Genomic DNA, 21,944 nt, shown 5'->3' with positions numbered 1-21,944 from the left:
CATGCGCATCGACCACTCCCCCGCGGACCTGCCCGCCCTCGACGTCTACCGGCTGCTGACGAACCTCGTCATCCCGCGGCCGATCGCTTGGGTCTCGAGCGTGGACGCGGAGGGTCGCGTAAACCTCGCCCCGCACTCGTTCTTCACGGTCGCGTCGGCGGATCCCGGGATCGTGCAGTTCACCTCGGTCCGGCGCAAGGACACGCTGCGCAACGTCGAGGCCACGGGCGAGTTCACCGTGAACTTCGCGCCCCGCCGGCTGCTGGAGTACGTGAACGCGACCGGCACCCCGTTCCCGGCCGGGGTGGACGAGTTCGCGAAGGCCGGCCTGACGCCGGAGCCCAGCGCCACCGTCGCCCCACCGCGGATCGCGGAGTCCCCCGCGGCCATCGAATGCGCGCTGGAGCGGGTCGTGCCTGTCGGCGACTCGTTCCTGGTCCTCGGGCTGGTCCGGCACATCGCCGTCGACCGGTCGGTCCTCGACGCCCAGGGCCGGCCGGACCCGACGCTGCTCGACCCCCTGGCTCGGTTGGGCGGCAGCTACTACGGCACGCTCGGCGGGACCCCGAAGCTGCGCCGGATGGGCGTCGACGACTACCGCGCGCCGGGGGCCTGAGGGAACGCGCCCCGGGGAACGCGCCCTGCCGGGGCGGGGCTCGGGCGCCCCGGGGCCGGAACGACTGGCCCGGAACGCCGACGGGGCGCGGGGACGACGCTGTCCCCGCGCCCCGTCGGCGCCGTGCCCGCCCTAGGCGCGGGCGGGCTCTTCGGAGCCGGCCCAGGCGTGCGGCCCCATGGCGGGGCTGCCGGCGCCGGACTTCCAGGCGGTGTTGGCGAGTGCGCAGCAGGTGCCCGACACCGTGCCGAGAACCATGGCGGTGGTCTTCCGGATCGTGTTCATGGTGCTGCCTTTCCTGTCGGTGGTGACGGGGTGGTTGGTCGGCGCTAGTGGTCCGCCTGGCCGAACGGCCGGAACGCGTAGGCGGCCGCGTAGCCGCGGGCGCCGCCGTCGTCCGCGGCCGCCGGGGCCGCGGGCTGCTCGAGCGGCCCACCGAGGCGGCGGAAGCCGCCGCCGAACGCCACGAGCGGCTCCGCGTCCGCCGTGTCGAGGCGGACGACCTCGCCGACGACGATGATGTGGTCCCCGCCGTCGTAGATGTTCCACGGCCGGCAGAGCAGGGTGGCGAGGTTGCCGCGCAGGACGGGGACGCCGCCGTCGGCCTCCCAGTCCGGCTCGGCCGCGGCCTCATCGCCGGCGAAGTGCCGCGCCGCATCCGCCTGGCCGGCGGAGAGGACGTTGATCGCGAAGGATTCGTTGCCGAGGATCCGCGCCGCCCGCGCGGTCCGCAGGAGCGTGACCTGGGCCAGCGGCGGGTCGCAGGACACGGCCGTGAAGGAGTTCGCGGTGGCGCCGTGCGGCACGCCGTCGTCTCCGCGGGTGGTGACGACGCTGACGCCGCTGCAGAAGCGGCCGAACGCGCGGCGCACGCCGTCGGGGTCGGAGCCCGTGGCGGCCCGGGATGCTGTCGTCGTCACGGTGGTCCTTCCGGAGGTGCTGGTGGCGCGCCGGGGCCCGCGGGGCCGCGTCCCCTGGCGCGGTCGGGTGCTAGGACTGGCGCTCGGGGTCGAGCACGAAGTCGTAGGTGGTCTGGACGCCGTTGCCGCTCTCGGCGGGCTGGATGTCCAGCATCAGCTCCGGCTTCACGGCCGTCGCGATGTCGTCGTCGTTGTGCGCGTCGCCCGGGAAGTACAGCTGGGCGGTGAGCAGCTCGTGGCCGGGGGCCGAGACCTTCAGGTGCAGGTGGGCCGGGCGCCAGGCGTGCCAGCCGGCGGCGGCGATGAGCTGGCCGCAGGCGCCGTCGGTCGGGATCTGGTACGGGGCCGGCTGCATGGTGTCGATCTGGAAGTTGCCCTCCTCGTCGGCGATGAACGTGCCGCGCAGGTTCCACTCCGGGATGTTCGGGGCGAACTGGGAGTAGTAGCCCTCCTCGTCGGCGTGCCACAGCTCGATCTTGGCGTTGGAGAGCGGGGCGCCGTCGGTGGAGCGGACCTGGCCCTGGAAGCGCAGCGGGGTGCCCTTCTCGTCCTCGCGCATGGAGATCTTGGCCGGGGTCTTCTGCTCCGGGGAGTCCGGGATGTAGTACGGGCCCTCGATGGAGCCCTTGTTGCCCTCGCGGTGGCTGGTGGCGACCTCCTCGACGGAGTGCTCGAGCCACACGTCCAGGAACAGCGGCCACTCGCCGTCCTCGCCGACCTTGATCAGCCAGGCCTTCAGCGCGTTGAACTCGTCGTAGGTCACGCGCTCCTCGAGCACGATGTCGTTCGCGGCCTTGACGAGCTTGCTCGCGAGCAGGTTCACGCGCTCCTGGTTGGCCTGGATGGAGGCGGTCTTGCCGGAGGCGCGGAAGCGGTCGGTGGCGGCGTTGCCGGAGGCGGCAGCGGAAGCGGTTTCGGTGCTCATGTCGTGTCCTTGTCTCGACGGCCTGCCGGCCGCCCCGTGGTGATCTGCAACTATGCGGTGCGTCACAGCTGCGTGACGTTGGTTTCCACCTTAGGGGCGCGATTCTTCGAAGAGAAATACTCTTTCCGTGCGGATTGAGACGCAGGGCAACCTAATGGAGGAGGCGGCGCGGAAAACCCCGGGCACCCGTGGGTGCCCGGGGTTCCCCGAACCGGTGCCGCCGGCCGGGTCAGCCGATCGCGTTGGGGTGCTTCGCGAGCGGGGTGACCTTGATCTTCATGTACGGGTACATCGGGAACCCGCTCAGGATCCGGTGCAGCTCGTCGTTGGACTCGACGTCGAACAGCGAGTGGTTCGCGTACTCGCCGACGATCCGCCAGATGCCGGCCATCTTGCCGCTGCGCTGCAGCTCGCCCGAGTACTCCTTCTCCCGGACCTGGAAGTCCGCGACCTGCTCGGGGGTCAGGTGCGGCGGGAACGTCACGTCCATGCGGGCCAGAAACAGCATGCTCTCTCCTTGCGTGGGGGGTGGGGGGACGACGGCGGCGCGCGGGCGCCGCGCCGCTACGCGTCGGTGCGGTACTTCGTGAGCTTGTCCTCGTCGATGGCGGCGCCGACGCCGGGCACGGAGCTCACGGCGATGGACCCGTCGACGATCCGGATCGGCTCGGCCAGCAGGTCGTCGGCCATGTCGAGGAAGTTCGACAGCTCGCCGGCCCGGCGGCTGGAGGCCTCGTGGGCGGCGCCGAACGTGACGGTGGCGAGCGAGCCGACCTGCGTGTCGATCTGGTTGCCCATGGTCACGTCCACGCCGAGGCCCGTGCAGAGGCCGAGGATCTGCTGGGCCTCCGTGAACCCGGAGCGCGCGGTCTTGATGCAGATGGCGTTGCAGCCGCCGGAGAGCAGCTCGCGGGAGACGTCGCCGGCGGTCGGGACCGATTCGTCGCCGACCACGGGGATGGGCGACTTCTCCACCAGGCGGCGCCGGCTCATGGCCTCCTTGGCGTCGCACGGCTCCTCGAGCAGGGTCAGCCCGAGGCCGTCGGTCCGGCGCAGGACCTCCAGGGCCTCGTTGGCGGTCCAGCCGCGGTTGGCGTCGAGGTAGATCTCGACGTCCTCGCCGAGGCCCTCCCGCAGCACGTGGCACGCCTCGATGTCGAGGGCCAGCGGCCGGCGGCCGACCTTGAGCTTGAACGTGGTGATGCCGTACTCCTCGCCGAAGCGCAGCGCCTCGTCGAGCAGCTCCTGGGCGGGACGGAAGCCGAGCATGTGGCTCACGCGCATCGAGTCGGTGTAGCCGCCGAGCAGCTTGTGCACGGGCTGGCCGAGCGTGAGGCCGAGCGCGTCCCAGAGGGCGATGTCCAGCGCTCCCTTGGCGACCTGGTTGTGGATGGTGCGGTTCAGGATCTCGTGGACCTTGGCGCGGTCGGTGATCTCGAGGCCGGTGACCTGCGGGGCGAAGACGTTCTCGACGATCTCGACGATCGAGGCCTGCGTCTCGCCGTACGTGTACGGCCGCGGGGGTGCGTCCGCGGTGCCGACGACGCCGTCGTCCGTGTGGACGCGGATGAGGACGTGGTCCGCGGTGTGGACCTCGCCGCTGGCGAAGCGCAGGGGGTGCGTGTACGGAATGGCGTACGGAATCGCCTCGATGCGTTCGATTTTCACTCGGGTGTTCCTTCCGGATCGCCGCCGAAGAGGGCGACGAAGTTGGTGATGAGGGCTGAGTCGTTGCCGCGCCGCCACGCGATGGCGAGGTCGACGGCGGGGGCGTCGCGCAGGGGCCGGAACACGATCCCGCGCAGGGCGAAGTTGCGGCGCGTCGTGGGGACGAGCGCGACGCCGAGGCCGGCGGCGACGAACGAGAGCAGGGTCGAGGTCTCGCCGGCCTCCTGGACCACGCGCGGACGGAAGCCCCGCCGGCCCGTGGCCTCGAGGGTGATCCCGCTGACCGCCGAGCCGCGCGGGTAGCCGACGAACGGCTCGTCGCGCAGGTCCTCGAGGCGGAGCGTGCCCCGGGAGGCGAGCTCGTGCTCCTCGGGCAGCGCGACGACGAGCTCGTCCTGCTCGAGCAGGCGCGTCTCGATCGCGGTCGAGTGGACGGGCGGCCGGAGCACGGCCACGTCGACGCGGTTGTCCTCGAGGGCGCGCTCCAGGTCGGGGGTGAGCATCTCGCCGGTGACGTGCAGCTTCAGGCCGGGCATGCGGCGGCGGGCGTTCTCCACGATCCGGGGCAGCAGCCGGTAGGTCGCCGAGCCGACCACCCCGATGCGGACGACTCCGCTGGCGCCCTGGCCGACGAGTTCGACGTCGTGGGCGAGCTGGTCCACCTCGGCCAGCAGCGAGCGGGCCCGCTCGAGCAGCAGCTCTCCGGCCGGGGTCAGGTCCACGCGGCGCGTCGTGCGCTCCAGGAGGCGCGTGTTCAGCTGCTCCTCGAGCTGCTTGATCTGCTGCGACAGCGGGGGCTGGGCCATGTGGAGGCGCACGGCCGCCCGGCCGAAGTGCCGCTCCTCGGCGACCGCGACGAAGTACCGCAGTTGGCGCAGCTCCATCGGGTCCTCCTGTCGCGTGGGCGCGCCGCAGCGGCGCGTTCACCCAGCGTAGGTCGACCTATTCCCCGACTGAAATACCAAATCGGCTTGGATTCATATGGAGGCGCTCTGAATCGTGGGTGGCGGTCGCGGGGTCGCGTCGGTCCCGGTCCCTCGGGGGAACGGGCTCCCCGGGTTAGTCCGTGTACCGGAGCGACCCGGCGATCTGGACCATGGCCTGGTAGCGCTCGGTGGACATGAAGGCCTTGGCCTCGGCCTCCGTCAACCGGTCGGGGTCCGTGCCCGGTGTGTTGACGAAGTGCTCGGTGGTGATCAGCCAGGCGACGCCCGCCGGGGGATTCGGGAAGGTGTAGAGGTGCGGCTGCTCCGTCCGGCGGGCGAGGTTGGCGGTGTCGGCGACCGCGAAGAGGACGGACCGGTCCGGAGGGGCGTCCGGGGCCGTGGTGTCCGTGATGGTCCGGTACGTATAGACCCAGTCGACGCGGCCCTCTCGGGCCAGGCCCTGGACGGTGCCCCGGTCGAGGTCGGCGCGCTCGTAGGACCCGACGTCCCCGTCGGTGTCCGTGACGACGTTCGTCTGGAACTGCGCGATGGGCCGGCCGCGGCCGTCGATGATCTCGAAGACGCCCTGGTGTTCCGTGAATCCGCCCTCCAGGGACCACACGGCCGGGTAGCGGAACGACAGGCCCCCGCCGGTGAAGGTCTTCCAGTCGTCCATGGGGATCTCGGCCGCGCCGGCGCCGGAGCTTCCGCGCGCCGCGCCGCCGGTCGCGCCGGGCGCCGCGGAGGTCGACGCCGCCCCGCCGGCACCGGGCGCGGTGGCGCCGCCGGCACCGGGCGCGGTGGCGCCGTCGGTGGCGGAGCCGCCATCGGAGGTCGGCGTGTCCGGGTCGGCAGTGGACGCATCGTCCGGCGTCCCGGGGCTCCCGGAGTCGGTTCCGCCGGTCGGGGACGCGCCCGTCGCGGTCGCGCCGCCGTCGTCCCCCTGGCCGGGCGGCGCGGCCTCGGGCGCGCCGCACCCGGCGAGCAGCAGCGGCACGGCGACCACCGCGGCGAGCCCGGCGCGGCGGCGGGACCGCCGGCTGGTGGATTGGCTGGGAGCAGGGGTGGTGCGCATGGCTGGCTCCGTGTGTCGGGCCCCGGCGGGCGCCGGAGGGGATCCCAGACGCGTCTGTATCAACCGTAGGCCGGGACGGTGCGCCCCGCCGTCACGATCCGGTGACGAAACGGCCCCCTTCGCCGCCCGGCGCCCGGCGGCCTCCGCCCTCCCTAGTCGAGCAGCAGCGCGGGCTCCTCCATGATCGCGGCGACGTCGGCCATGAACCGGGCGGAGAGGTCCCCGTCGACGACGCGGTGGTCGAACGAGCCGCCGAGCGTGGTGATCCAGCGCGGGATGACCTCGCCGGAGACGACCCACGGCTTCTGCCGGATCGTGCCGAACGCGACGATCGCGACCTCGCCGGGGTTGATGATCGGCGTGCCGGTGTCGATGCCGAGGGCACCGATGTTCGTGATCGTCAGGGTGCCGGCCTGCATGTCGGCGGGCGGCGTCTTGCCGGCCCGCGCGGTGGTGGCCAGGTCGCTCAGGGCCACGGCGAGCTCCTTGAGGCTCAGGTCCTGGGCGTTCTTGATGTTCGGGACCAGCAGGCCGCGGGGGGTCGCGGCGGCGATGCCGAGGTTCATGAAGTGCTTGACGTGGATCTCCGCGGAGCCGTCCGGCTGCTCGACCCAGCTCGCGTTGACGCTGGGGTTGCGGGCCGCGGCCCAGATGACGGCCTTCGCGAGGATCAGCAGGGGCGAGACCTTGATGCCCTGGAAGTCGCGCGAGGCCTTAAGCCGCTGCACGAACTCCATGGTGCGCGTCGCGTCGACGTCGACGTAGATGCTGACGTGGGGTGCGGTGAACGCGGACTCGACCATGGCCTTGGCCGTCGCCTTGCGCACGCCCTTGACGGGGACGCGCTCGACCCGGTCGCCCTGGCCGGGCTGGGCCGTCCAGAACGTCCCGGCCGCGGCCTGCTCGGCCTCGCGCTGGGCCTGGTAGGACAGCAGGTCCTCGCGGGTGACCTCGCCGCCGCCGCCCGTTCCCGGGACCTTCGACAGGTCGATGCCGAGTTCCTTGGCGATCTTGCGCACCGGGGGCTTCGCGAGCACGCGGCCGAGCAGCTCGCCGACGCGGGCCCGGCCCGCCGCCGCCGCGCCCGCGGTGGCGGAAGCCGTGCCCGAGGGGTTGGCCGGCGCACCCGCGGCCGGCGCCGAACCCGGGGCGGGCGCCGCCGTCGGAGTCGGCGCCGGGGCGGACGACGGCGGCGCCTCCGCGGAGCCGCCCGGGCGGCGCGCGGCGGGGCCGCGGAGGCTCCCCGGGGCTGGGCGGTTGCGGCGCGGGCGGCGCTTGGCCGGGTCGGCCTTCGGGCCGGACCCGACGAGCGGTCCGGGCGCCGCGGCCTCGGCCTGGTCCTGGGCGGGGGCCGGCGCGGGCACCCCGGCCGGGAGCTGCGGCTCGTCCGGGCCGGCCGCGGCGGCCTCCGCCTCCGCGGCCGCTCCACCGCGGGCGGGCGGCGCCGTCGTCCCCCCGGCGGGGGCACCCGCGCCGCCGGCGGCGGCCTCGTCGACGGAGAAGAGCGGGGAGCCGACCTCGAGCGTCTCGCCCTCGGCGGCGTGCAGCTCGGAGACGGTGCCCGCGAACGGGCTCGGCAGCTCCACGAGCGACTTGGCCGTCTCGATCTCGACGAAGACCTGGTTCACGGCCACCGTGTCCCCCGGCTTGACCTTCCAGGAGACGATGTCCGCCTCGGTCAGCCCCTCGCCGACGTCGGGAAGGTTGAACGTGCTCATGGTGCCTCCTGGCGGGTCTGCGGCGGGGCCGCGGGTCGTGCTGGCGGGCGGGGCCGGCCGGGGCTGGCGGCCGGCGCGGTCTCCTGGCGGGTCGGGGCTAGTAGGCGAACGAGCGGTCGAGCGCGTCGAGCAGCTTGTCGATGTCCGGCAGGTACTGCTCCTCCACCTTGGAGACCGGGTAGGGCAGGTGGAAACCACCCACGCGCAGGGCCGGGGCCTCCAGGCGCAGGAACGCCCGCTCGGACACGCGGGCCGCGATCTCGCCGCCGATCCCGCCGAAGACCGGGGCCTCGTGGGTGACGATGAGCCGGCCGGTCTTCTCGACGGAGGCCGTGACGGTGTCGAAGTCGATGGGGCTGATGGAGCGCAGGTCGATGACCTCGACGCTCCGGCCGTCCTCCTCGGAGGCCGCGGCCGCGGCCAGGGCGACGGGAACCAGCGGACCGTACGCGACGATCGTCGCGTCGGTGCCCTCGCGGACCACCTGCGCGCCGAAGGCGTCCTGCCCCGGGTTCTCCGTGTCGACCTCGCCCTTGAGCCAGTACCGGCGCTTGGGCTCGAAGACGATCACCGGGTCCTGGCACGCGGCGGCCTGCTGGATCATCCAGTAGGCGTCGTGCGGGTTGGACGGCGTGATGATGCGCAGGCCCGCCGTGTGGGCGAACAGCGCCTCCGGGGACTCCGAGTGGTGCTCGATGGAGCCGATGCCGCCGCCGTAGGGGATCCGGACGACGACGGGGGCGCCCAGCCGGCCCTCGGAGCGGGAGCGGATCTTGGCCAGCTGCGTCGTGATCTGGTTGAAGCCCGGAAAGACGAAGCCGTCGAACTGGATCTCGGCGATCGGCGCGTAGCCGCGCAGCGCCATCCCGATGCTGGTGCCGATGATGCCGGACTCCGCGAGCGGGGAGTCGACGACGCGGTCGGCGCCGAAGTCCGCCTGGAGGCCCTCGGTGATCCGGTACACGCCGCCGAGCCGCCCGATGTCCTCGCCGATCAGCAGCGACTTCGGGTTCTCCTCGAGGACGCGGCGGAGGCCGGCCGTCGTGGCCTTGGCCAGGGTCATCATGGTCATCGGGCGCCCTCCTCGGCGTCGGCGAATCCGGCCTCGTACGCGAGGTGCGCGTCCAGCTCCTCGCGGACCAGGGGGTGCGCCTCCGCGTAGGCGTGGCGGAACGCGTCCGCGAGGGACGGCCCCGGGAACGCCAGCGCCTCGGCGCGGACGCGCTGCGCCAGGGCGTCCCCCTGCGCCGCGACGTCGGCGAAGAAGGCGTCGTCGCCGGCGCCGGTCGAGCGCAGGTGCCGCTCGAGGCGCGGCAGCGGGTCCTTGGCGGCCCAGGCCTCCTCCTCGTCGGACGTGCGGTACTTCGTGGGGTCGTCGGCCGTCGTGTGGGCGCCGAGGCGGTAGGTCTCGGCCTCGATCAGCACGGGACCGTCGCCGCGCCGGGCCCGCTCGAGCGCCCAGCGCGTGGCCGCGTGGACGGCGAGGACGTCGTTGCCGTCCACGCGCAGGCCGGGGAACCCGTAGCCGGCCGCGCGGCGCGCGAGCGGCACGCGGGACTGGACGTGGAACGGCACGGAGATGGCCCACTGGTTGTTCTGGCAGAAGAACACGACCGGCGAGCGGTTGCTGCCCGCGAACACCATCGACTCGTGGACGTCGCCCTCGGACGACGCGCCGTCGCCGAAGTACGCCAGCACGGCCTCGCCCTCGCGCTCGAGCCGTTCGGCGTCCCAGCCGGCCTGGTCGCGCTGGATGCCCATGGCGTAGCCGGTCGCGTGCGGCATCTGGGCGGCGAGGACCATCGTGTAGAGGTGGAAGCCGGTCTCCCGGGGGTCCCAGCCGCCGTTGGAGATGCCGCGGAAGATCCGCAGCATCTCGGCGAAGTCCACGCCGCGGGTCAGCGCGACGCCGTGCTCGCGGTACGTCGGGAAGACGTAGTCGCGCGGGAGCGTCGCCCGCCCGGAGCCGATCTGGGCCGCCTCCTGGCCGCGCAGCGGGACCCAGAGCGCGAGCTGGCCCTGCCGCTGGAGGGCCGTGGCCTCCTCGTCGAAGCGCCGGGTGACCGCCATGTCGCGGTAGAACCCGCGCAGGGCCTCGTCGTCGACGTCCTCGAGGTACGGCGAGAAGACCGGGTCGGTCCGCAGTTCGCCGCCGGGCGTCAGCAGCTGCAGCTGCGCGAGGTCGTCCGGTAGCTCTTCCGCGGCGGCGATCAGTCCGGCCTGCGGGCGGCTGGGCGTCATAGGCGAGGGCCCCTCACGTGGATATATATGCCTGGCGGGGCATGCATTCCCCGCCAGGCATATGTGGCTAGTCGCCCTCCAGCCTACTGGCCGCCAGGGCGCGCCCCGGGATTTGTGACCGACTAGGAAAGCCGGGGGGCGTTTGGATAGGTCCTACAAAGCTCCAGGAAGCGGCTGTTGGCCTCCGCCTCGCCGATCGACACCCGGACGCCCTCGTTCCCGAAGGCGCGCACGGCCAGCGCCCGCTCCCCCGCGACCCGCGCGAAGTCTTGGGTGTGCTCGCCGAGGCCGAGCCAGACGAAGTTTCCCTGCGCGTCCGGGATCTCCCACCCGAGCTCGCGGAGGCCGGCCACGACCCGCGTCCGCTCGTCGACGAGCCCTTGTACCCTTTCCACAACCGCGTCGAGGTTCCGCAGCGACGCGACGGCCGCGGTCTCGGCGAGCGTGGAGACGGCGAACGGAACGGCCACGACCCGCAGGTGTGCCGTGATGCCCTGCTGCGCCACGGAGTAGCCCACCCGCAGGTTGGCGAGCCCGTGGGCCTTGGAGAAGGTCCGGAGCACCACGACGTTGGGGTGCTTGCGGTACATCTCGATCCCGTCCACGGCGTCCTCCGCGCGGACGAACTCGACGTAGGCCTCGTCGATGACGACCACGACGTCGCGGGGCACCCTGGCCAGGAATCCCTCGACCTCGTCGGCGGTGAGGATCGGCCCGGTCGGGTTGTTGGGCGTGCACAGCAGGACGACGGCGGTGTTCTCGGTGACGGCCGCGGCCATGGCCTCGAGGTCGTGCCGTCCGTCCGCGAGCACGGGCACCGGGACGGCGGTGGCGCCCGCGGTCTGGATGACGATCGGGTAGGCCTCGAAGGAGCGCCACGCGTACACGACCTCGTCGGCGACGCCGTCGTCGTTCTGCCCGGCGAACGCGCTGACGATCTGCGTCAGGGCGCCCAGGCTGCCGGCGCCCGTGACGATGTCTTCGGCCGGGACCGACAGGTGCCCGGCGAGCGCCTCGCGCAGGTTCGTGGAGAGCGGGTCGGGGTAGCGGTTGTAGTCGACGCCCGCCGCGATCGCCTCCAGGACGCCCGGCACGGGGGGCATCGGGTTCTCGTTGGAGGAGAGCTTGAACGGGGTCAGGCCCGGGGCGGCGGCCGGGGGTTTCCCGGCGACGTACTTGGGCAGCCGGTCGATGACCGGGCGAGGGGTGACCTCGCGGCGTGTGACGTGGTTCTCGGTGGTCATGGACCCAAGCCTAGCGGCGCGTGGCTCACTCCCGCCCGGCCCGGCGCGTGAGGCGGGTTTTCCGGGGCCGAAACGCGCCCGGCCACGGGGCGAAACGGGGGCCTGCGAGCGTGGGCAGCGTCCCCGACGAACGGAGAATCCATGGCCACGAACACCCGCGCCACCGCCCCGGAGCCTGGGCTGCGCCTGCGCCCAGGCCGGTGGGTCGACGAATGGACCCCCGAGGACGCCTCGTTCTGGCGCTCCACCGGGCGGGGAACCGCCGCCGTGAACCTGCGCTGGTCGGTCTTCTGCGAGTTCCTCGGGTTCGTCGTGTGGCAGTTGTGGTCGGTCGTGGCCGTCCAGCTGCCGGCCGCCGGCTTCGACCTCGACACCGGCCAGGTGTTCTGGCTGATCTCCGTGCCGAGCCTCGTGGGGGCCACCCTGCGGGTGCCCTACACCTTCGCGGTCGCCCGCTGGGGCGGGCGGAACTGGACCGTCGCGTCGGCCCTGCTGCTGGTCCTTCCGGCCGCGGCGCTGGCCTGGGCGGTGTCGGATCCCGGCACGCCGTTCGCCGTCCTGCTGCTCGCGGCCGCCCTGGCCGGGCTCGGCGGGGGCAACTTCGCCAGTTCGATGGCCAACATCACCCACTTCTACCCGGCCCGCGAGAAGGGGCGGGCCCTGGGGGTCAACGCGGCCGGCGGCAACCTGGGCGCGGCGGCCGCGCAGCTGGCGGTCCCGGTCGCCGTGTCCGCGCTCGGCGGCGCGGCACTGGCCCTCCCGGTGGCCGGCCTCCTGTGGATCCCGCTGCTCCTGCTGGCCGCGTGGGGCGCCTGGCGCCACATGCACAACCTCACGGATGCGCGCAGCGACGGGCGGGCCGTGCGCTCGGCCCTGCGGGAGCCGCACCTGTGGATCGTCGCGGTGGTCTACATCGGCACCTTCGGGTCCTTCGTCGGTTTCTCCGCGGTGTTCCCGAAACTGATCCTCGACACGTTCCCCCAGTACGCGGGGCTCCCCCTCGCCGGCGCCACGCTCTCGCTGGCCTTCCTCGGCCCGCTCGTCGGGTCCCTGGCCCGGCCGCTGGGCGGCCGGCTGGCCGACGCCTGGGGCGGGGCCCGGGTGACGGTCGCCGCGCTGGCCCTCATGGCCGCCGCGGCCGCCGCCGTCGTCCCGGTGCTGTCGGCCGGACGCTTCGGCCCGTTCCTCGGCCTGTTCCTGGTCCTGTTCGGGGCCGCGGGGCTGGGCAACGGTTCCGCCTACCGCATGCTGCCCGCCCTGTTCGCCCTCCGTGGCGACCTCGGCGGCATCAGTGCGGGGCGCCGGGGCGCGGCCGCCCTCGGACTCGTGTCGGCCGTCGGCGCCTACGGCGGGTTCCTCGTCCCGCAGGCCATGGGGGCCAGCGCCACGGCCACCGGCGGCTACGCCGCCGCCTTCACCGCGCTCGTCGCCGCCTATGCGGCCCTCGGGGCGCTGACGTGGGCGACCTACGTCCGGCGCGGGGCCGTTCTGGCCCGGAAGGGGGTCTGAGCATGGCGGGCACGCCCACACACTGCCCCTACTGCGCCCTCCAGTGCGCCATGGAGCTGGCGGCCCCCGCTCCCGGAGCCGTCCCTGCCGTCGCCGGCCGCGACTTCCCGACCAACGGCGGACGCCTCTGCCGGAAGGGCTGGTCCTCGGCCCGGGTCCTGGCCGCACCGGACCGGCTGACGACGCCCCTGGTGCGCGACGCCGGCGGCCGCCTGCGGCCCGCGGCCTGGAGCGAGGCGCTCGACCGGGTGGCCGCGTCGGCCCGGTCGCTGCGCGAGCGGTACGGGCCCGACTCCGTCGCCGTGTTCGGCGCGGGCGGCCTGACCAACGAGAAGGCCTACCAGCTCGGGAAGTTCGCGCGGCTGGCGCTCGGGACGTCCCGGATCGACTACAACGGCCGGTTCTGCATGGCCTCCGCGGCCGCGGCGGCGCAGCGGGCCTTCGGGCTGGACCGCGGCCTGCCCTTCCCGCTGGCGGACCTCGGCGGCGCGGGCGCCATCCTGCTCCTCGGCTCCAACGCCGCGGACACGATGCCCCCGTTCGTCAGGCACCTGGAGGGGGCCCGGTCCCGCGGCGGCCTGGTCGTCGTCGATCCCCGCCGCTCCGCGACCGCCCGGCTGGCCGACGACGGCGGCGGACTGCACCTGCAACCGGCGCCGGGCACCGACCTGGTGCTGCTGCTCGGGCTCGCGCACGTCGTGGTGGCCGAGGGGCTGGACGACGCCGGCTTCCTCGCGGCCCGGACCCGGGGGGCCGGGGCCGTCCGCCGGTCGGTGGCGCCGTGGTGGCCGGAGCGCGTGCAGGCGGCAACGGGAGTCCCCGCGCCCCAGGTCCGCGAGGCCGCTCGCCGCCTGGCGTCCGCGGCCCGGGCCGGCCGCGCGGGCGGCCCGGGCGCCTACGTGCTGACCGGCCGCGGCGTCGAGCAGCACGCGAACGGCACGGACACGACCACCGCAGCCATCAACCTCGCCCTGCTGCTCGGCCTGCCCGGAACCCCCGCGGGCGGCTACGGGACCCTCACCGGCCAGGGCAACGGACAGGGCGGACGGGAACACGGGCAGAAGGCGGACCAGCTGCCCGGGTACCGCAAGATCACGGACCCGGCCGCCCGCGCCCGCGTGGCGGCGGTGTGGGGCGTCGACCCCGCCGCGCTGCCGGGGCCCGGCCTGCCGGCGACCGAGTTGCTGCACACCCTCGGCCTGCCCGGCGGGTCCCGGATGCTTCTCGTCCACGGCTCCAACCCCGTCGTGTCGTCCCCGGACGCCGCGCGCACGGTCGAGGCGCTCCGCCGGCTGGACCTGCTCGTCGTCTGCGACTTCTTCCTCTCGGAGACGGCCGAGGTGGCCGACGTGGTGCTTCCGGTGGCCCAGTGGGCGGAGGAGGAGGGCACGATGACCAACCTCGAGGGCCGCGTGCTGCGCCGCCGCCGGGCCGTGGACGCGCCCGCCGGGGTGGCCCAGGAACTGTGGGTGCTGTCCGAACTGGCGCGGCGGCTGGACGCCCCGGGCCGGTGGCCCACCGACCCGGCGGACGTCTTCGCGGAGCTGTGCGCCGCGTCGGCCGGCGGGCCGGCGGACTACTCCGGGCTCTCGTATGCCGATCTGGACGCGGGGCGCGAAGCCTACTGGCCGTGCCCGGAACCGGCCGGGCCGGGGACGCCGCGTCCGTTCCTGGACCGGTTCGCCCATCCGGACGGCCGGGCCCTGCTCGTGCCCGTGGCGCCCGGCGGGGCGGCCGAGCCGTTGCACGCGCCGGGCACGGTGGCGCTGCTGACGGGTCGCCTCCTGGAGCACTACCAGTCGGGCGCGCAGACGCGCCGCGTCCCGGAGCTGTTCGAGTCCGCCCCGGAGCCACGGGCCGAGGTGCACCCGGCCACGGCGCACGCGGCGGGGATCGCCGACGGCGACGACGTCGTCGTCTCCACCGCGCGGGGACGGGCCAGGGCCAAGGCCCTGCTCACGGAGGACATCCGGCCCGATTGCGTGTTCCTGCCGTTTCACTTCCCCGGCGGGGGGCGCGCCAACTCCCTGACGAACGCCGCCACGGACCCGGTGAGCGGGATGCCCGCCTTCAAGAACGCCGCCGCCACGATCGAACGGGCGGGTCGCCGGTGAACGGGCCGGAGCGGGTCCTCGTCCTGGGGTTCGGTCCCGTCGCCGCGCGGCTGGTCGACGGACTGCTTCCCGCCGTCGACGCCGGCCGGATCGAGCTGGCCGTCGTGGGCGCCGAGCCGCGGACCGCCTACAACCGCGTGCTGGTCGCCGACGTGGGGGTCGGGCGCACCCCGGCCCGCGCCCTCGACCTCGCGGACGCGGACGAGCTCCGGCGCCGGGGCGTCGCCGTCGTGACCGGGACGGCGGCCGTCCGCGTGGACCGCGCCGCGCGGCGCGTCCTGTTCGCGAGCGGCGCCTGGCGCGGCTACGACCGGCTGGTCTTCGCCACCGGGGCCCGCCCCGTCGTGCCGACCCTGCGGGGGCTGGACTTCGAGCCGCACCGCGAGCCCAACCTGCCCGACGGCGTCGTCGCGCTACGCACGCTCGACGACGCGGCCCGGCTCCTGCCCGTGGTCCGCGCGGGCGGCCGGATCGTGGTCCTCGGCGGAGGGATCCTCGGCGTCGAAGCGGCCGTGGCGGCGGCCGAAGAGGGCGCCTCCGCCGTCCTCGTGCACCACGGACCACACCCCCTGGCGCGCAGCCTGGACGCCGACGGCGGGCGGCTCCTCGCGGCCAGGCTCGAGGCCGCCGGGGTCCGCGTGGTCGGCGGTGCGCGGGCCGTGGGTGTCTCCCGGCACGCCGGGCGCTTCGCGGCCCTGGAGCTGGACGACGCGCCCGACGTGCCGGGCGACCTCCTGGTCCTCTCCTGCGGCGTGCGCCCGCGCGACGAACTCGCGTCCGGGTGCGGCCTGCCGACCGGCCGGGGGATCCGGGTCGACCGCGGCCTGCAGGCCGACACGGAGGGCCACGTGTTTGCCGTGGGCGACTGCGCGGCCGTCGACGGCTCGGCGCCGAGCGGGCTGATCGGCCCGGGATGGGAGCAGGCCGATGCGCTGGCCCGCCGGCTCGACGCGGGAGCCGCTGGGCCCTCCGTGCCCCAAGCCACGGCCTCCCCGGCACCCCCGAGGCCGGGGGGACCGCTGATTCTGCTCAAGGCCCGGGGCCTGGATCTGGCCGCGGCCGGCGACGTCTCGGGTGGGATGTGGGGCCCCGGCCCGGCCCGCACGGCCGTCTGGGCGGACCCGGACCACGGCCGCTACTGCCGGATGACCACGCGGGACGGCGTCCTGACCGGTTTCGTCGCCATCGGCCTCCCCCGTACGGCGGCCGAACTGGTGCTGCTGTACGAGCGCGGCGCCGAGCTGCCGGCGGACCGCAGCACACTGCTGCGCCTCGACGGTCCCGCCGCGGGCCATCCGGGCGGATCGGCCCCCTCCCCCGACGACGTGCTGTGCCGGTGCAGCGGGGCCACCCACCGCGACGTGGCCGACGCGGTCGCGGCCGGCTGCGCGGACGCCGACGCCGTGGGGCGCGCCTGCCGGGCCGGCACGGGCTGCGGCGGCTGCCGCGAACGGATCGAGGTCCTCCTGGGGACGGCCGCCCCGGCCCCGGCCGGGTCGGGGGCCGGGCGTGCGAGGATGGGCCCATGATCGGCTTCCTCGTGCGCGTCGTCATCAACGCCCTCGCCCTGGCCGCAGCGGCCTGGCTCCTCCCCGGCATCGACGTCGGGGCCGAGGCCACGCAGCGGGCCACCGGAAGCGAGGCGGTGGGGACTGCCGTGTCGTACCTGTTCGTGGGCCTCGTCTTCGGCGTCGTCAACGCCGTGGTGCGGCCCGTCCTCGGCTTCCTGTCGCTGCCGATCACGTGCCTGACGCTGGGCCTGTTCGCCATCGTGCTGAACGCCGCGATGCTGATGCTCACGTCCTGGATCATGGGCTACACGCCCATCGGCTTCCACGTGGAGTCGTTCTTCTGGGACGCGATCCTCGGCTCGATCATCATCAGCATCGTCGCCGCCGTCATCGGCTGGCTGGTTCCCGGCGACCGGAAGTAGGCCCGCGGGGCCCGCTGCCGGGCGGTCCCGTGCCCACGGCACGGCACCGTCGGCCAGCGTCCGCGTCCCGAGGCGCGGCACCATGCCGTCAGCGCCCGGGGAACCAATCCCGCCGGTCCCTGAACTCCGGTCCCGTGGGCCGGCGCGCCGGGAGCTGCCCGGGCGGGACCCTCCGCTTGAGCGCCACGGCCTGGATGCGCGCCGTGCCGGCCCCGGCGAACACGGCCCCCAGCGCGCCCGTGGCCTCGACGACGGTCGGGTCGGTCGAGAGTTCGGCCGCCCCGGCCCCGAACGCGTAGTTGTCCAGGCCGTGGGCCGCCCCGAAGCCGGGGGCCGACCGGTCCGTCCCGGGGGCGTAGCCGTCGAGGCGAACGGTGACCCGGTCGCGCACGTCGGGGTTCTGGACGCCGTCGGCCCCCGGGACGGGGTCGTCGAGGTGCTCCAGATGCAGCCCGCGGACCCCTTCGGGGAGGTCCTTGGCGCCGACCGGGGCCCCGAACGTCACGACGTGGTCGACGTCGTAGACGCGGTTGATCCGCGGGTCCGCCGCGATGTTCGCGGCATGGATCCCGCCTTGGCTGTAGCCCGTGAGCACGATCCGCTCCCCCGGTTCCACGCCGGCCGCGCGCAGCGCGTCGCCGACGGCGGCCGACACGTGCTGGCTCCCCAGCCCCGCGCCCTCGACGATCCCGCCCTCGTTCCACGGGTTGGCCCGGCCCAGCGGCGTTCCCGTCTGCGTCCCGGGCAGGACGACGACGTGGACGGGCCCGGCCTCGCCGTTGGTGGTGGCCACGAGCAGCCGGCCGTCGCCGGCCGCCTCGGCCCGCTGCTGGAGGTCGGTGACGTCGGTCAGGGTCCCCCTGAAGGCGGCGGTGCCCGCGTCCTCGACGCCGACGACCCCGATCGGCCGCACATCCACCCACCCGTGGCGCGACCCGGTTCCCGCCAGCACCGGATACAGCCGCTCCGCGACGCGGGTGTCGAACACCCCGCCGTGGCGGGTGTCGCGAAGGAGGGGCGCGGACCCCGCGACCGGAAGGGCCGCGGGGAAGAGCAGCCCGAGCAGCGTCCCTGCCACGGCCGGCGACTGGTTGACGAGGTCCTCGACCGTCCCCTGCCGCGGACGCCCCGCGTTCGTCGCGAGGTCCCCGGAGACGAGCCACGGCAGCAGGTGGACCCGGGCCTCGTGGACGGCGCGCGCGGCGGCCTCCTCGGCCACGGTGTACACCGCCCTGCTGCGCCCGACCGCCTCGGCCGTCGCCGCCACCTCGCCCCACAGGACGCGGCACAGGTCGGCGGCTTCCCCGAGCAGCGCCTCCGCCGCGGCCACGGCGGCCATCTCCTCCCAGCCGCGCGGCCCCCAGACCGCCGCCCAGGGACGTGCGGCCAGGTGGCCCGCCGCGCCGGCGAGCGCGTCCGCCGCCCGGTGCAGCAGGGCCGTGCCCCGCTCGAGTTCGTCGAAGTTCGCCTCGACCCGGCCCGTCCCGCCCCGGGTGTCGTGGATCATGGGCCGGGCGGGCGGCGGGGAACGGGGTCGGGGCCGCCCCTGACCGTCCCGGCCGGGTACTGGAAGTCCCCCGGCGTCCCGGCCGTGACCATGGACCCCATCATCTCCACGCCCGCCTCCGCGGCGACGCGCATCCCCTCCTGCATGATCTCGCCGGCGGCCCGGCGCGTCTCCACGGCAGCCACGGCGACCGCCTGGGCCCTGGCCACCGCCACCTCGGCCGCCTCCACGATCCCGGAGAGGTAGCGGACCTGTGCGGTGAGCAGCTCGAGCTGGACCCGGAACGCGCGGCCGGCGGGCGACTCCCACCGCAGGGTCCCGAGCGGGGCGAGACAGCCGCCCGCCTCCTCGATCCCAGCCGCGGCCGCCCTCGTCCGCGCCAGCCGCTCGTCCCAACCGCCGTCGAACCAATCCATGTCCCTCCCCTTCCCGGTGTCCGGCGCCGCCCCGGTCGCACCACGGTAGGCCCGGGCGCAGCCGGCCCGCGGCGGCGGCCGCCGGGGTGTGGAGGGCCCGCGGGCCGCGGCGGCCTGTGGAGGGCCGGACGGACCAAGGAAGGTGGGACGCACCGGGGGCGGGACGGACCGGGGCCGTCCGGGCCGTCCCCTGGAGCCGGACGACGGGGCCCATGCCCCGGGGACCCGCGGACCGCATGGGATAATCGGACCCATGGCTGAATCCGCGCGCACCTCCCTCGCCTCCGAACCGATCGCCCTCGGGGCCCTCGACGGCCGCTACCGCTCCGCCGTCGCGCCCCTCGTCGACTACCTGTCCGAGGCCGCCCTGAACCGCGACCGCGTCCACGTCGAGGTCGAATGGCTGATCCACCTCGCCGCCCACCGCGTCCTGCCGGGGACCGAACCGTTCACGGCGGACCAGCAGGAGGCCCTGCGCCTGATCGTCACCTCCTTCGACGCCGAGTCCGTCCGGGAACTTGCCGAGATCGAGGCCGTCACGGTCCACGACGTCAAGGCCGTCGAGTACTTCATCGGCCGGCGCCTCGACGACATGGGCCTGGCGCACCTGAAGCCGATGGTCCACTTCGGCTGCACCTCCGAGGACATCAACAACCTCTCCTACGCCGTCGGCGTCCAGGGAGCCGTCGCCGACGTCTGGCTCCCCGCGGCCCGCGAGCTCGTCGCCCGCATCGCCCAGATGGCCGAGGACACCCGCGAGGTGCCGATGCTGTCCCGCACCCACGGCCAGCCCGCGACGCCGACGACGCTCGGCAAGGAGCTCGCCGTCGTCGCCTGGCGCCTCGGCCGGCAGCTGGACCGGGTCGCGGCCACCGAGTACCTGGGCAAGATCAACGGCGCGACCGGCACCTACGCCGCCCACTACGCCTCCGTGCCGACGGCCGACTGGCAGAGCGTCTCGCGCACGTTCGTCGAGTCGCTCGGGCTCACCTGGAACCCGCTGACCACCCAGATCGAGTCCCACGACTGGCAGGCCGAGCTGTACGCCGACATCGCCCGGTTCAACCGGATCCTCCACAACTTCTGCACCGACGTGTGGAGCTACATCTCGATCGGCTACTTCGCGCAGGTGCCCGTCGCCGGCGCCACCGGCTCCTCGACCATGCCGCACAAGGTCAACCCGATCCGCTTCGAGAACGCCGAGGCCAACCTCGAGATCTCCAACGGCCTGCTCGACACGCTCGGCGCCACCCTGGTGACCTCGCGCTGGCAGCGCGACCTCACCGACTCCTCGTCGCAGCGCAACATCGGCACCGCGTTCGGCCACTCGCTGCTCGCCATCTCCAACGTCCTCAAGGGCCTGGGACAGCTCAAGGTCGCCGAGCAGGTCCTCGCCGACGACCTCGAGTCCAACTGGGAGGTCCTCGGCGAGGCGATCCAGATGGTCATGCGGGCCGAGGCGATCGCCGGAGTCCCCGGCATGGAGAACCCGTACGAGCGACTCAAGGACCTCACGCGCGGCCACCGCGTCGACGCCGAGCGCATGAAGGAGTTCGTCACCTCCCTCGGCCTGTCCGCCGACGCCGAGCAGCGGCTGCTCGACCTCACGCCCGCCACCTACCGGGGCATCGCGTCCCAGCTGGTGGACCACCTCAAGAAGTAGGAGCGGGCCCGGACGGGCCCTCCGCGCCGGCCCCGCCGTCGCGCCCTCCCCCCGTTCGGGGCGGGCGCGACGGCGGGGCCTTCGCATGCCCGCCAGGCCCGCCCGCGCGTCCCCCGCGCCCGGCCCCCCGCGGCCCCTCACCCGCGCGTTCCCGGCCATTCGCCGGTGGTCCACCTTCCGATCACCGGGGCCTCCTAGCCTCGGTGGGCCGGCCGACCGCCCCGACCCCCGGGGCCGGGCCTTCCCCCGCCGCGGCCGGCGCACGAGAAAGGCAACCCACGTGACCCAGCAGAACCAGGGCGTCGGCCGGCGCGGAGTCCTCGCGGCCGGTGGCGCCGCCGCACTGGCGGGCATGTTCGCCGCCACGGCGACGCCCGCCCAGGCCGCCCCCGCCGGGGCCCCGAAGAACATGCCCCTGCAGTTCGGCGCCGACGGCCGGTTCCGGATCGTCCAGTTCAACGACACCCAGGACGGCCCGCGCACCGACCGCCGCACCATCCAGCTGATCGAGCGCGTCCTGGACCGGGAGAAGCCCGGCTTCGCGCTGATCAACGGCGACGTCATCAACGGCTCCCCGAAGAGCGCCGAGCAGGTCAAGCAGGCCGTCAACAACGTCGTCCAGCCGATGGAGTCCCGCGGCATCAAGTGGGCCCTGACGTTCGGCAACCACGACGAGGACTCCCTCGGCAACGGCACGGGCATGACCGAGCCGAAGATCCTCGAGTTCATCCGCGGCGCGTACAAGCACAACCTGAACCCGGCGCCCGAGGAGGCCGTGGCCGGGCACTCCAACCGGCAGCTGCTGGTCCGCTCCTCGCGCGGCAACCGCCCGGCGTTCGGCGTGTGGCTGTTGGATTCGGGCCGCTACGCCCCGGAGACGCTCGGCGGCCAGGACTTCGAGGGCCTGATGGGCTACGACTGGATCCGCCCCAGCCAGATCCAGTGGTACCGCGAGGCCTCCGCGGCCACGGAGCAGAAGTTCGGCGGCAAGGTCCAGTCCCTGATGTTCTTCCACATCCCCCTCTTCGAGCACCACCACCTCTGGTACGGCTCGCAGTTCGACTCGGACGAGTCGAAGCACGCGGCCGCCGTCGAGAAGCACGGCATCGTGGGCGTCAAGAACGAGGGCGTCTACACCGGCGCGTTTAACTCCGGCCTGTACGCGGCGCTGCAGGAGCGCGGCGACGTCCGCGGCGTGTACGTGGGGCACGACCACATCAACACGTACATGGGCGACTACTTCGGCATCGAGCTGGGCTACGGCCCGGGCACCGGATTCGGCACGTACGGCCTGGGCGGGGCCGGGGAGCACCACCTGCGCGGCGCGCGCGTGTTCGAGCTCGACGAGTCCGCCGACGGCGTCTACACCGGCACCCGCACCGTGTTCGCGAAGGACCTCGGCATCGACATGGCGCCGGAGTCCCAGCCGATCGACGAGCCGCTGCCCCTGCCGTAGCGGGTTCGGGGGA

Annotated in this window: 20 protein-coding genes; 7 read left to right on the top strand and 13 right to left on the bottom strand. The window is 74.3% G+C overall.

Features of this window, described 5'->3' with window-relative positions; all coding sequences use genetic code 11:
- Position 1: 1 nt before the first annotated feature.
- On the top strand, positions 2-616 hold the full coding sequence (locus tag AC1Q5D_RS11630) for a flavin reductase family protein (RefSeq protein ID WP_481738626.1): 615 nt from the start codon (positions 2-4) through the stop codon (positions 614-616).
- 132 nt (positions 617-748) lie between these two features.
- Here the strand turns inward: AC1Q5D_RS11630 and AC1Q5D_RS11625 are convergent, their stop codons facing one another.
- The 11 genes from AC1Q5D_RS11625 to AC1Q5D_RS11575 all read right to left on the bottom strand — a co-directional run bounded on the left by AC1Q5D_RS11625 (position 749) and on the right by AC1Q5D_RS11575 (position 11,333).
- A complete protein-coding gene (locus tag AC1Q5D_RS11625) occupies positions 749-901 on the bottom strand; it encodes a hypothetical protein (protein ID WP_481738627.1) in 153 nt (50 codons plus the stop codon).
- 44 nt (positions 902-945) lie between these two features.
- Positions 946-1,536, bottom strand: coding sequence for a flavin reductase family protein (locus AC1Q5D_RS11620; protein ID WP_481738628.1), 591 nt, complete (start codon positions 1,534-1,536; stop codon positions 946-948).
- A 70-nt stretch (positions 1,537-1,606) separates the two neighbouring features.
- Positions 1,607-2,461: a catechol 1,2-dioxygenase gene (gene catA, locus AC1Q5D_RS11615; protein ID WP_481738629.1), complete on the bottom strand. Its 855-nt coding sequence runs from the start codon at positions 2,459-2,461 to the stop codon at positions 1,607-1,609.
- Positions 2,462-2,690: 229 nt separating this feature from the next.
- Entirely contained in the window at positions 2,691-2,969 is a 279-nt protein-coding gene (catC, locus tag AC1Q5D_RS11610) for a muconolactone Delta-isomerase (RefSeq protein WP_481738630.1), read from the bottom strand.
- A gap of 56 nt (positions 2,970-3,025) precedes the next feature.
- On the bottom strand, positions 3,026-4,129 hold the full coding sequence (locus tag AC1Q5D_RS11605; RefSeq protein WP_481738631.1) for an enolase C-terminal domain-like protein: 1,104 nt from the start codon (positions 4,127-4,129) through the stop codon (positions 3,026-3,028).
- The gene (locus AC1Q5D_RS11600) at positions 4,126-5,013 is read right to left on the bottom strand and encodes a LysR substrate-binding domain-containing protein (RefSeq protein ID WP_481738632.1); all 888 of its coding nucleotides are present in this window, start codon (positions 5,011-5,013) and stop codon (positions 4,126-4,128) included. Before AC1Q5D_RS11600 ends, AC1Q5D_RS11605 begins: the two co-directional genes overlap by 4 nt.
- Before the next feature lie 175 nt (positions 5,014-5,188).
- On the bottom strand, positions 5,189-6,130 hold the full coding sequence (locus AC1Q5D_RS11595; protein WP_481738633.1) for a hypothetical protein: 942 nt from the start codon (positions 6,128-6,130) through the stop codon (positions 5,189-5,191).
- A 152-nt stretch (positions 6,131-6,282) separates the two neighbouring features.
- Positions 6,283-7,848 carry a dihydrolipoamide acetyltransferase family protein gene (locus tag AC1Q5D_RS11590; RefSeq protein WP_481738634.1) on the bottom strand — a complete coding sequence of 522 codons (1,566 nt, stop codon included), beginning with the start codon at positions 7,846-7,848 and terminating at the stop codon, positions 6,283-6,285.
- 97 nt (positions 7,849-7,945) lie between these two features.
- Positions 7,946-8,920 (bottom strand): alpha-ketoacid dehydrogenase subunit beta, encoded by a 975-nt coding sequence (locus AC1Q5D_RS11585; protein ID WP_481738635.1) that lies wholly within the window; start codon positions 8,918-8,920, stop codon positions 7,946-7,948.
- A complete protein-coding gene (gene pdhA, locus AC1Q5D_RS11580; RefSeq protein WP_481738636.1) occupies positions 8,917-10,089 on the bottom strand; it encodes a pyruvate dehydrogenase (acetyl-transferring) E1 component subunit alpha in 1,173 nt (390 codons plus the stop codon). The genes AC1Q5D_RS11585 and pdhA overlap by 4 nt, the downstream gene beginning before the upstream one ends.
- Before the next feature lie 122 nt (positions 10,090-10,211).
- Complete coding sequence (locus AC1Q5D_RS11575; RefSeq protein ID WP_481738637.1) at positions 10,212-11,333, bottom strand: histidinol-phosphate transaminase; 1,122 nt, start codon at positions 11,331-11,333, stop codon at positions 10,212-10,214.
- A 141-nt stretch (positions 11,334-11,474) separates the two neighbouring features.
- Between AC1Q5D_RS11575 and AC1Q5D_RS11570 the strand changes: the two genes are divergently transcribed.
- The 4 genes from AC1Q5D_RS11570 to AC1Q5D_RS11555 are packed head-to-tail and all read left to right on the top strand — an operon-like array spanning position 11,475 to position 16,889.
- Positions 11,475-12,842 (top strand): MFS transporter, encoded by a 1,368-nt coding sequence (locus AC1Q5D_RS11570; protein WP_481738638.1) that lies wholly within the window; start codon positions 11,475-11,477, stop codon positions 12,840-12,842.
- Positions 12,843-12,844: 2 nt separating this feature from the next.
- Complete coding sequence (locus AC1Q5D_RS11565) at positions 12,845-14,956, top strand: molybdopterin oxidoreductase family protein (RefSeq protein ID WP_481738639.1); 2,112 nt, start codon at positions 12,845-12,847, stop codon at positions 14,954-14,956.
- Entirely contained in the window at positions 14,953-16,485 is a 1,533-nt protein-coding gene (locus AC1Q5D_RS11560; RefSeq protein ID WP_481738640.1) for an FAD-dependent oxidoreductase, read from the top strand. Before AC1Q5D_RS11565 ends, AC1Q5D_RS11560 begins: the two co-directional genes overlap by 4 nt.
- A complete protein-coding gene (locus AC1Q5D_RS11555; protein WP_481738641.1) occupies positions 16,482-16,889 on the top strand; it encodes a phage holin family protein in 408 nt (135 codons plus the stop codon). Before AC1Q5D_RS11560 ends, AC1Q5D_RS11555 begins: the two co-directional genes overlap by 4 nt.
- An 88-nt stretch (positions 16,890-16,977) precedes the next feature.
- On the opposite strand, the gene AC1Q5D_RS11550 is transcribed toward AC1Q5D_RS11555, so the two are convergent.
- Positions 16,978-18,396, bottom strand: a complete 1,419-nt coding sequence (locus AC1Q5D_RS11550; RefSeq protein ID WP_481738642.1) for an alpha/beta hydrolase family protein — start codon at positions 18,394-18,396, stop codon at positions 16,978-16,980.
- The gene (locus AC1Q5D_RS11545; protein WP_481738643.1) at positions 18,393-18,812 is read right to left on the bottom strand and encodes a hypothetical protein; all 420 of its coding nucleotides are present in this window, start codon (positions 18,810-18,812) and stop codon (positions 18,393-18,395) included. The genes AC1Q5D_RS11550 and AC1Q5D_RS11545 overlap by 4 nt, the downstream gene beginning before the upstream one ends.
- A 253-nt stretch (positions 18,813-19,065) precedes the next feature.
- On the opposite strand from AC1Q5D_RS11545, the gene purB reads away from it, so the two are divergent.
- On the top strand, positions 19,066-20,475 hold the full coding sequence (gene purB / locus AC1Q5D_RS11540) for an adenylosuccinate lyase (protein WP_481738644.1): 1,410 nt from the start codon (positions 19,066-19,068) through the stop codon (positions 20,473-20,475).
- Between the two features lie 280 nt (positions 20,476-20,755).
- Positions 20,756-21,931 carry a metallophosphoesterase family protein gene (locus AC1Q5D_RS11535; protein ID WP_481738645.1) on the top strand — a complete coding sequence of 392 codons (1,176 nt, stop codon included), beginning with the start codon at positions 20,756-20,758 and terminating at the stop codon, positions 21,929-21,931.
- Positions 21,932-21,944: the final 13 nt, after the last annotated feature.

It is taken from the genome of Arthrobacter paludis, assembly GCF_056782315.1.
Note: the sequence above shows the minus strand (reverse complement) of the source record. Positions and strands in the feature narration are given on the sequence as shown.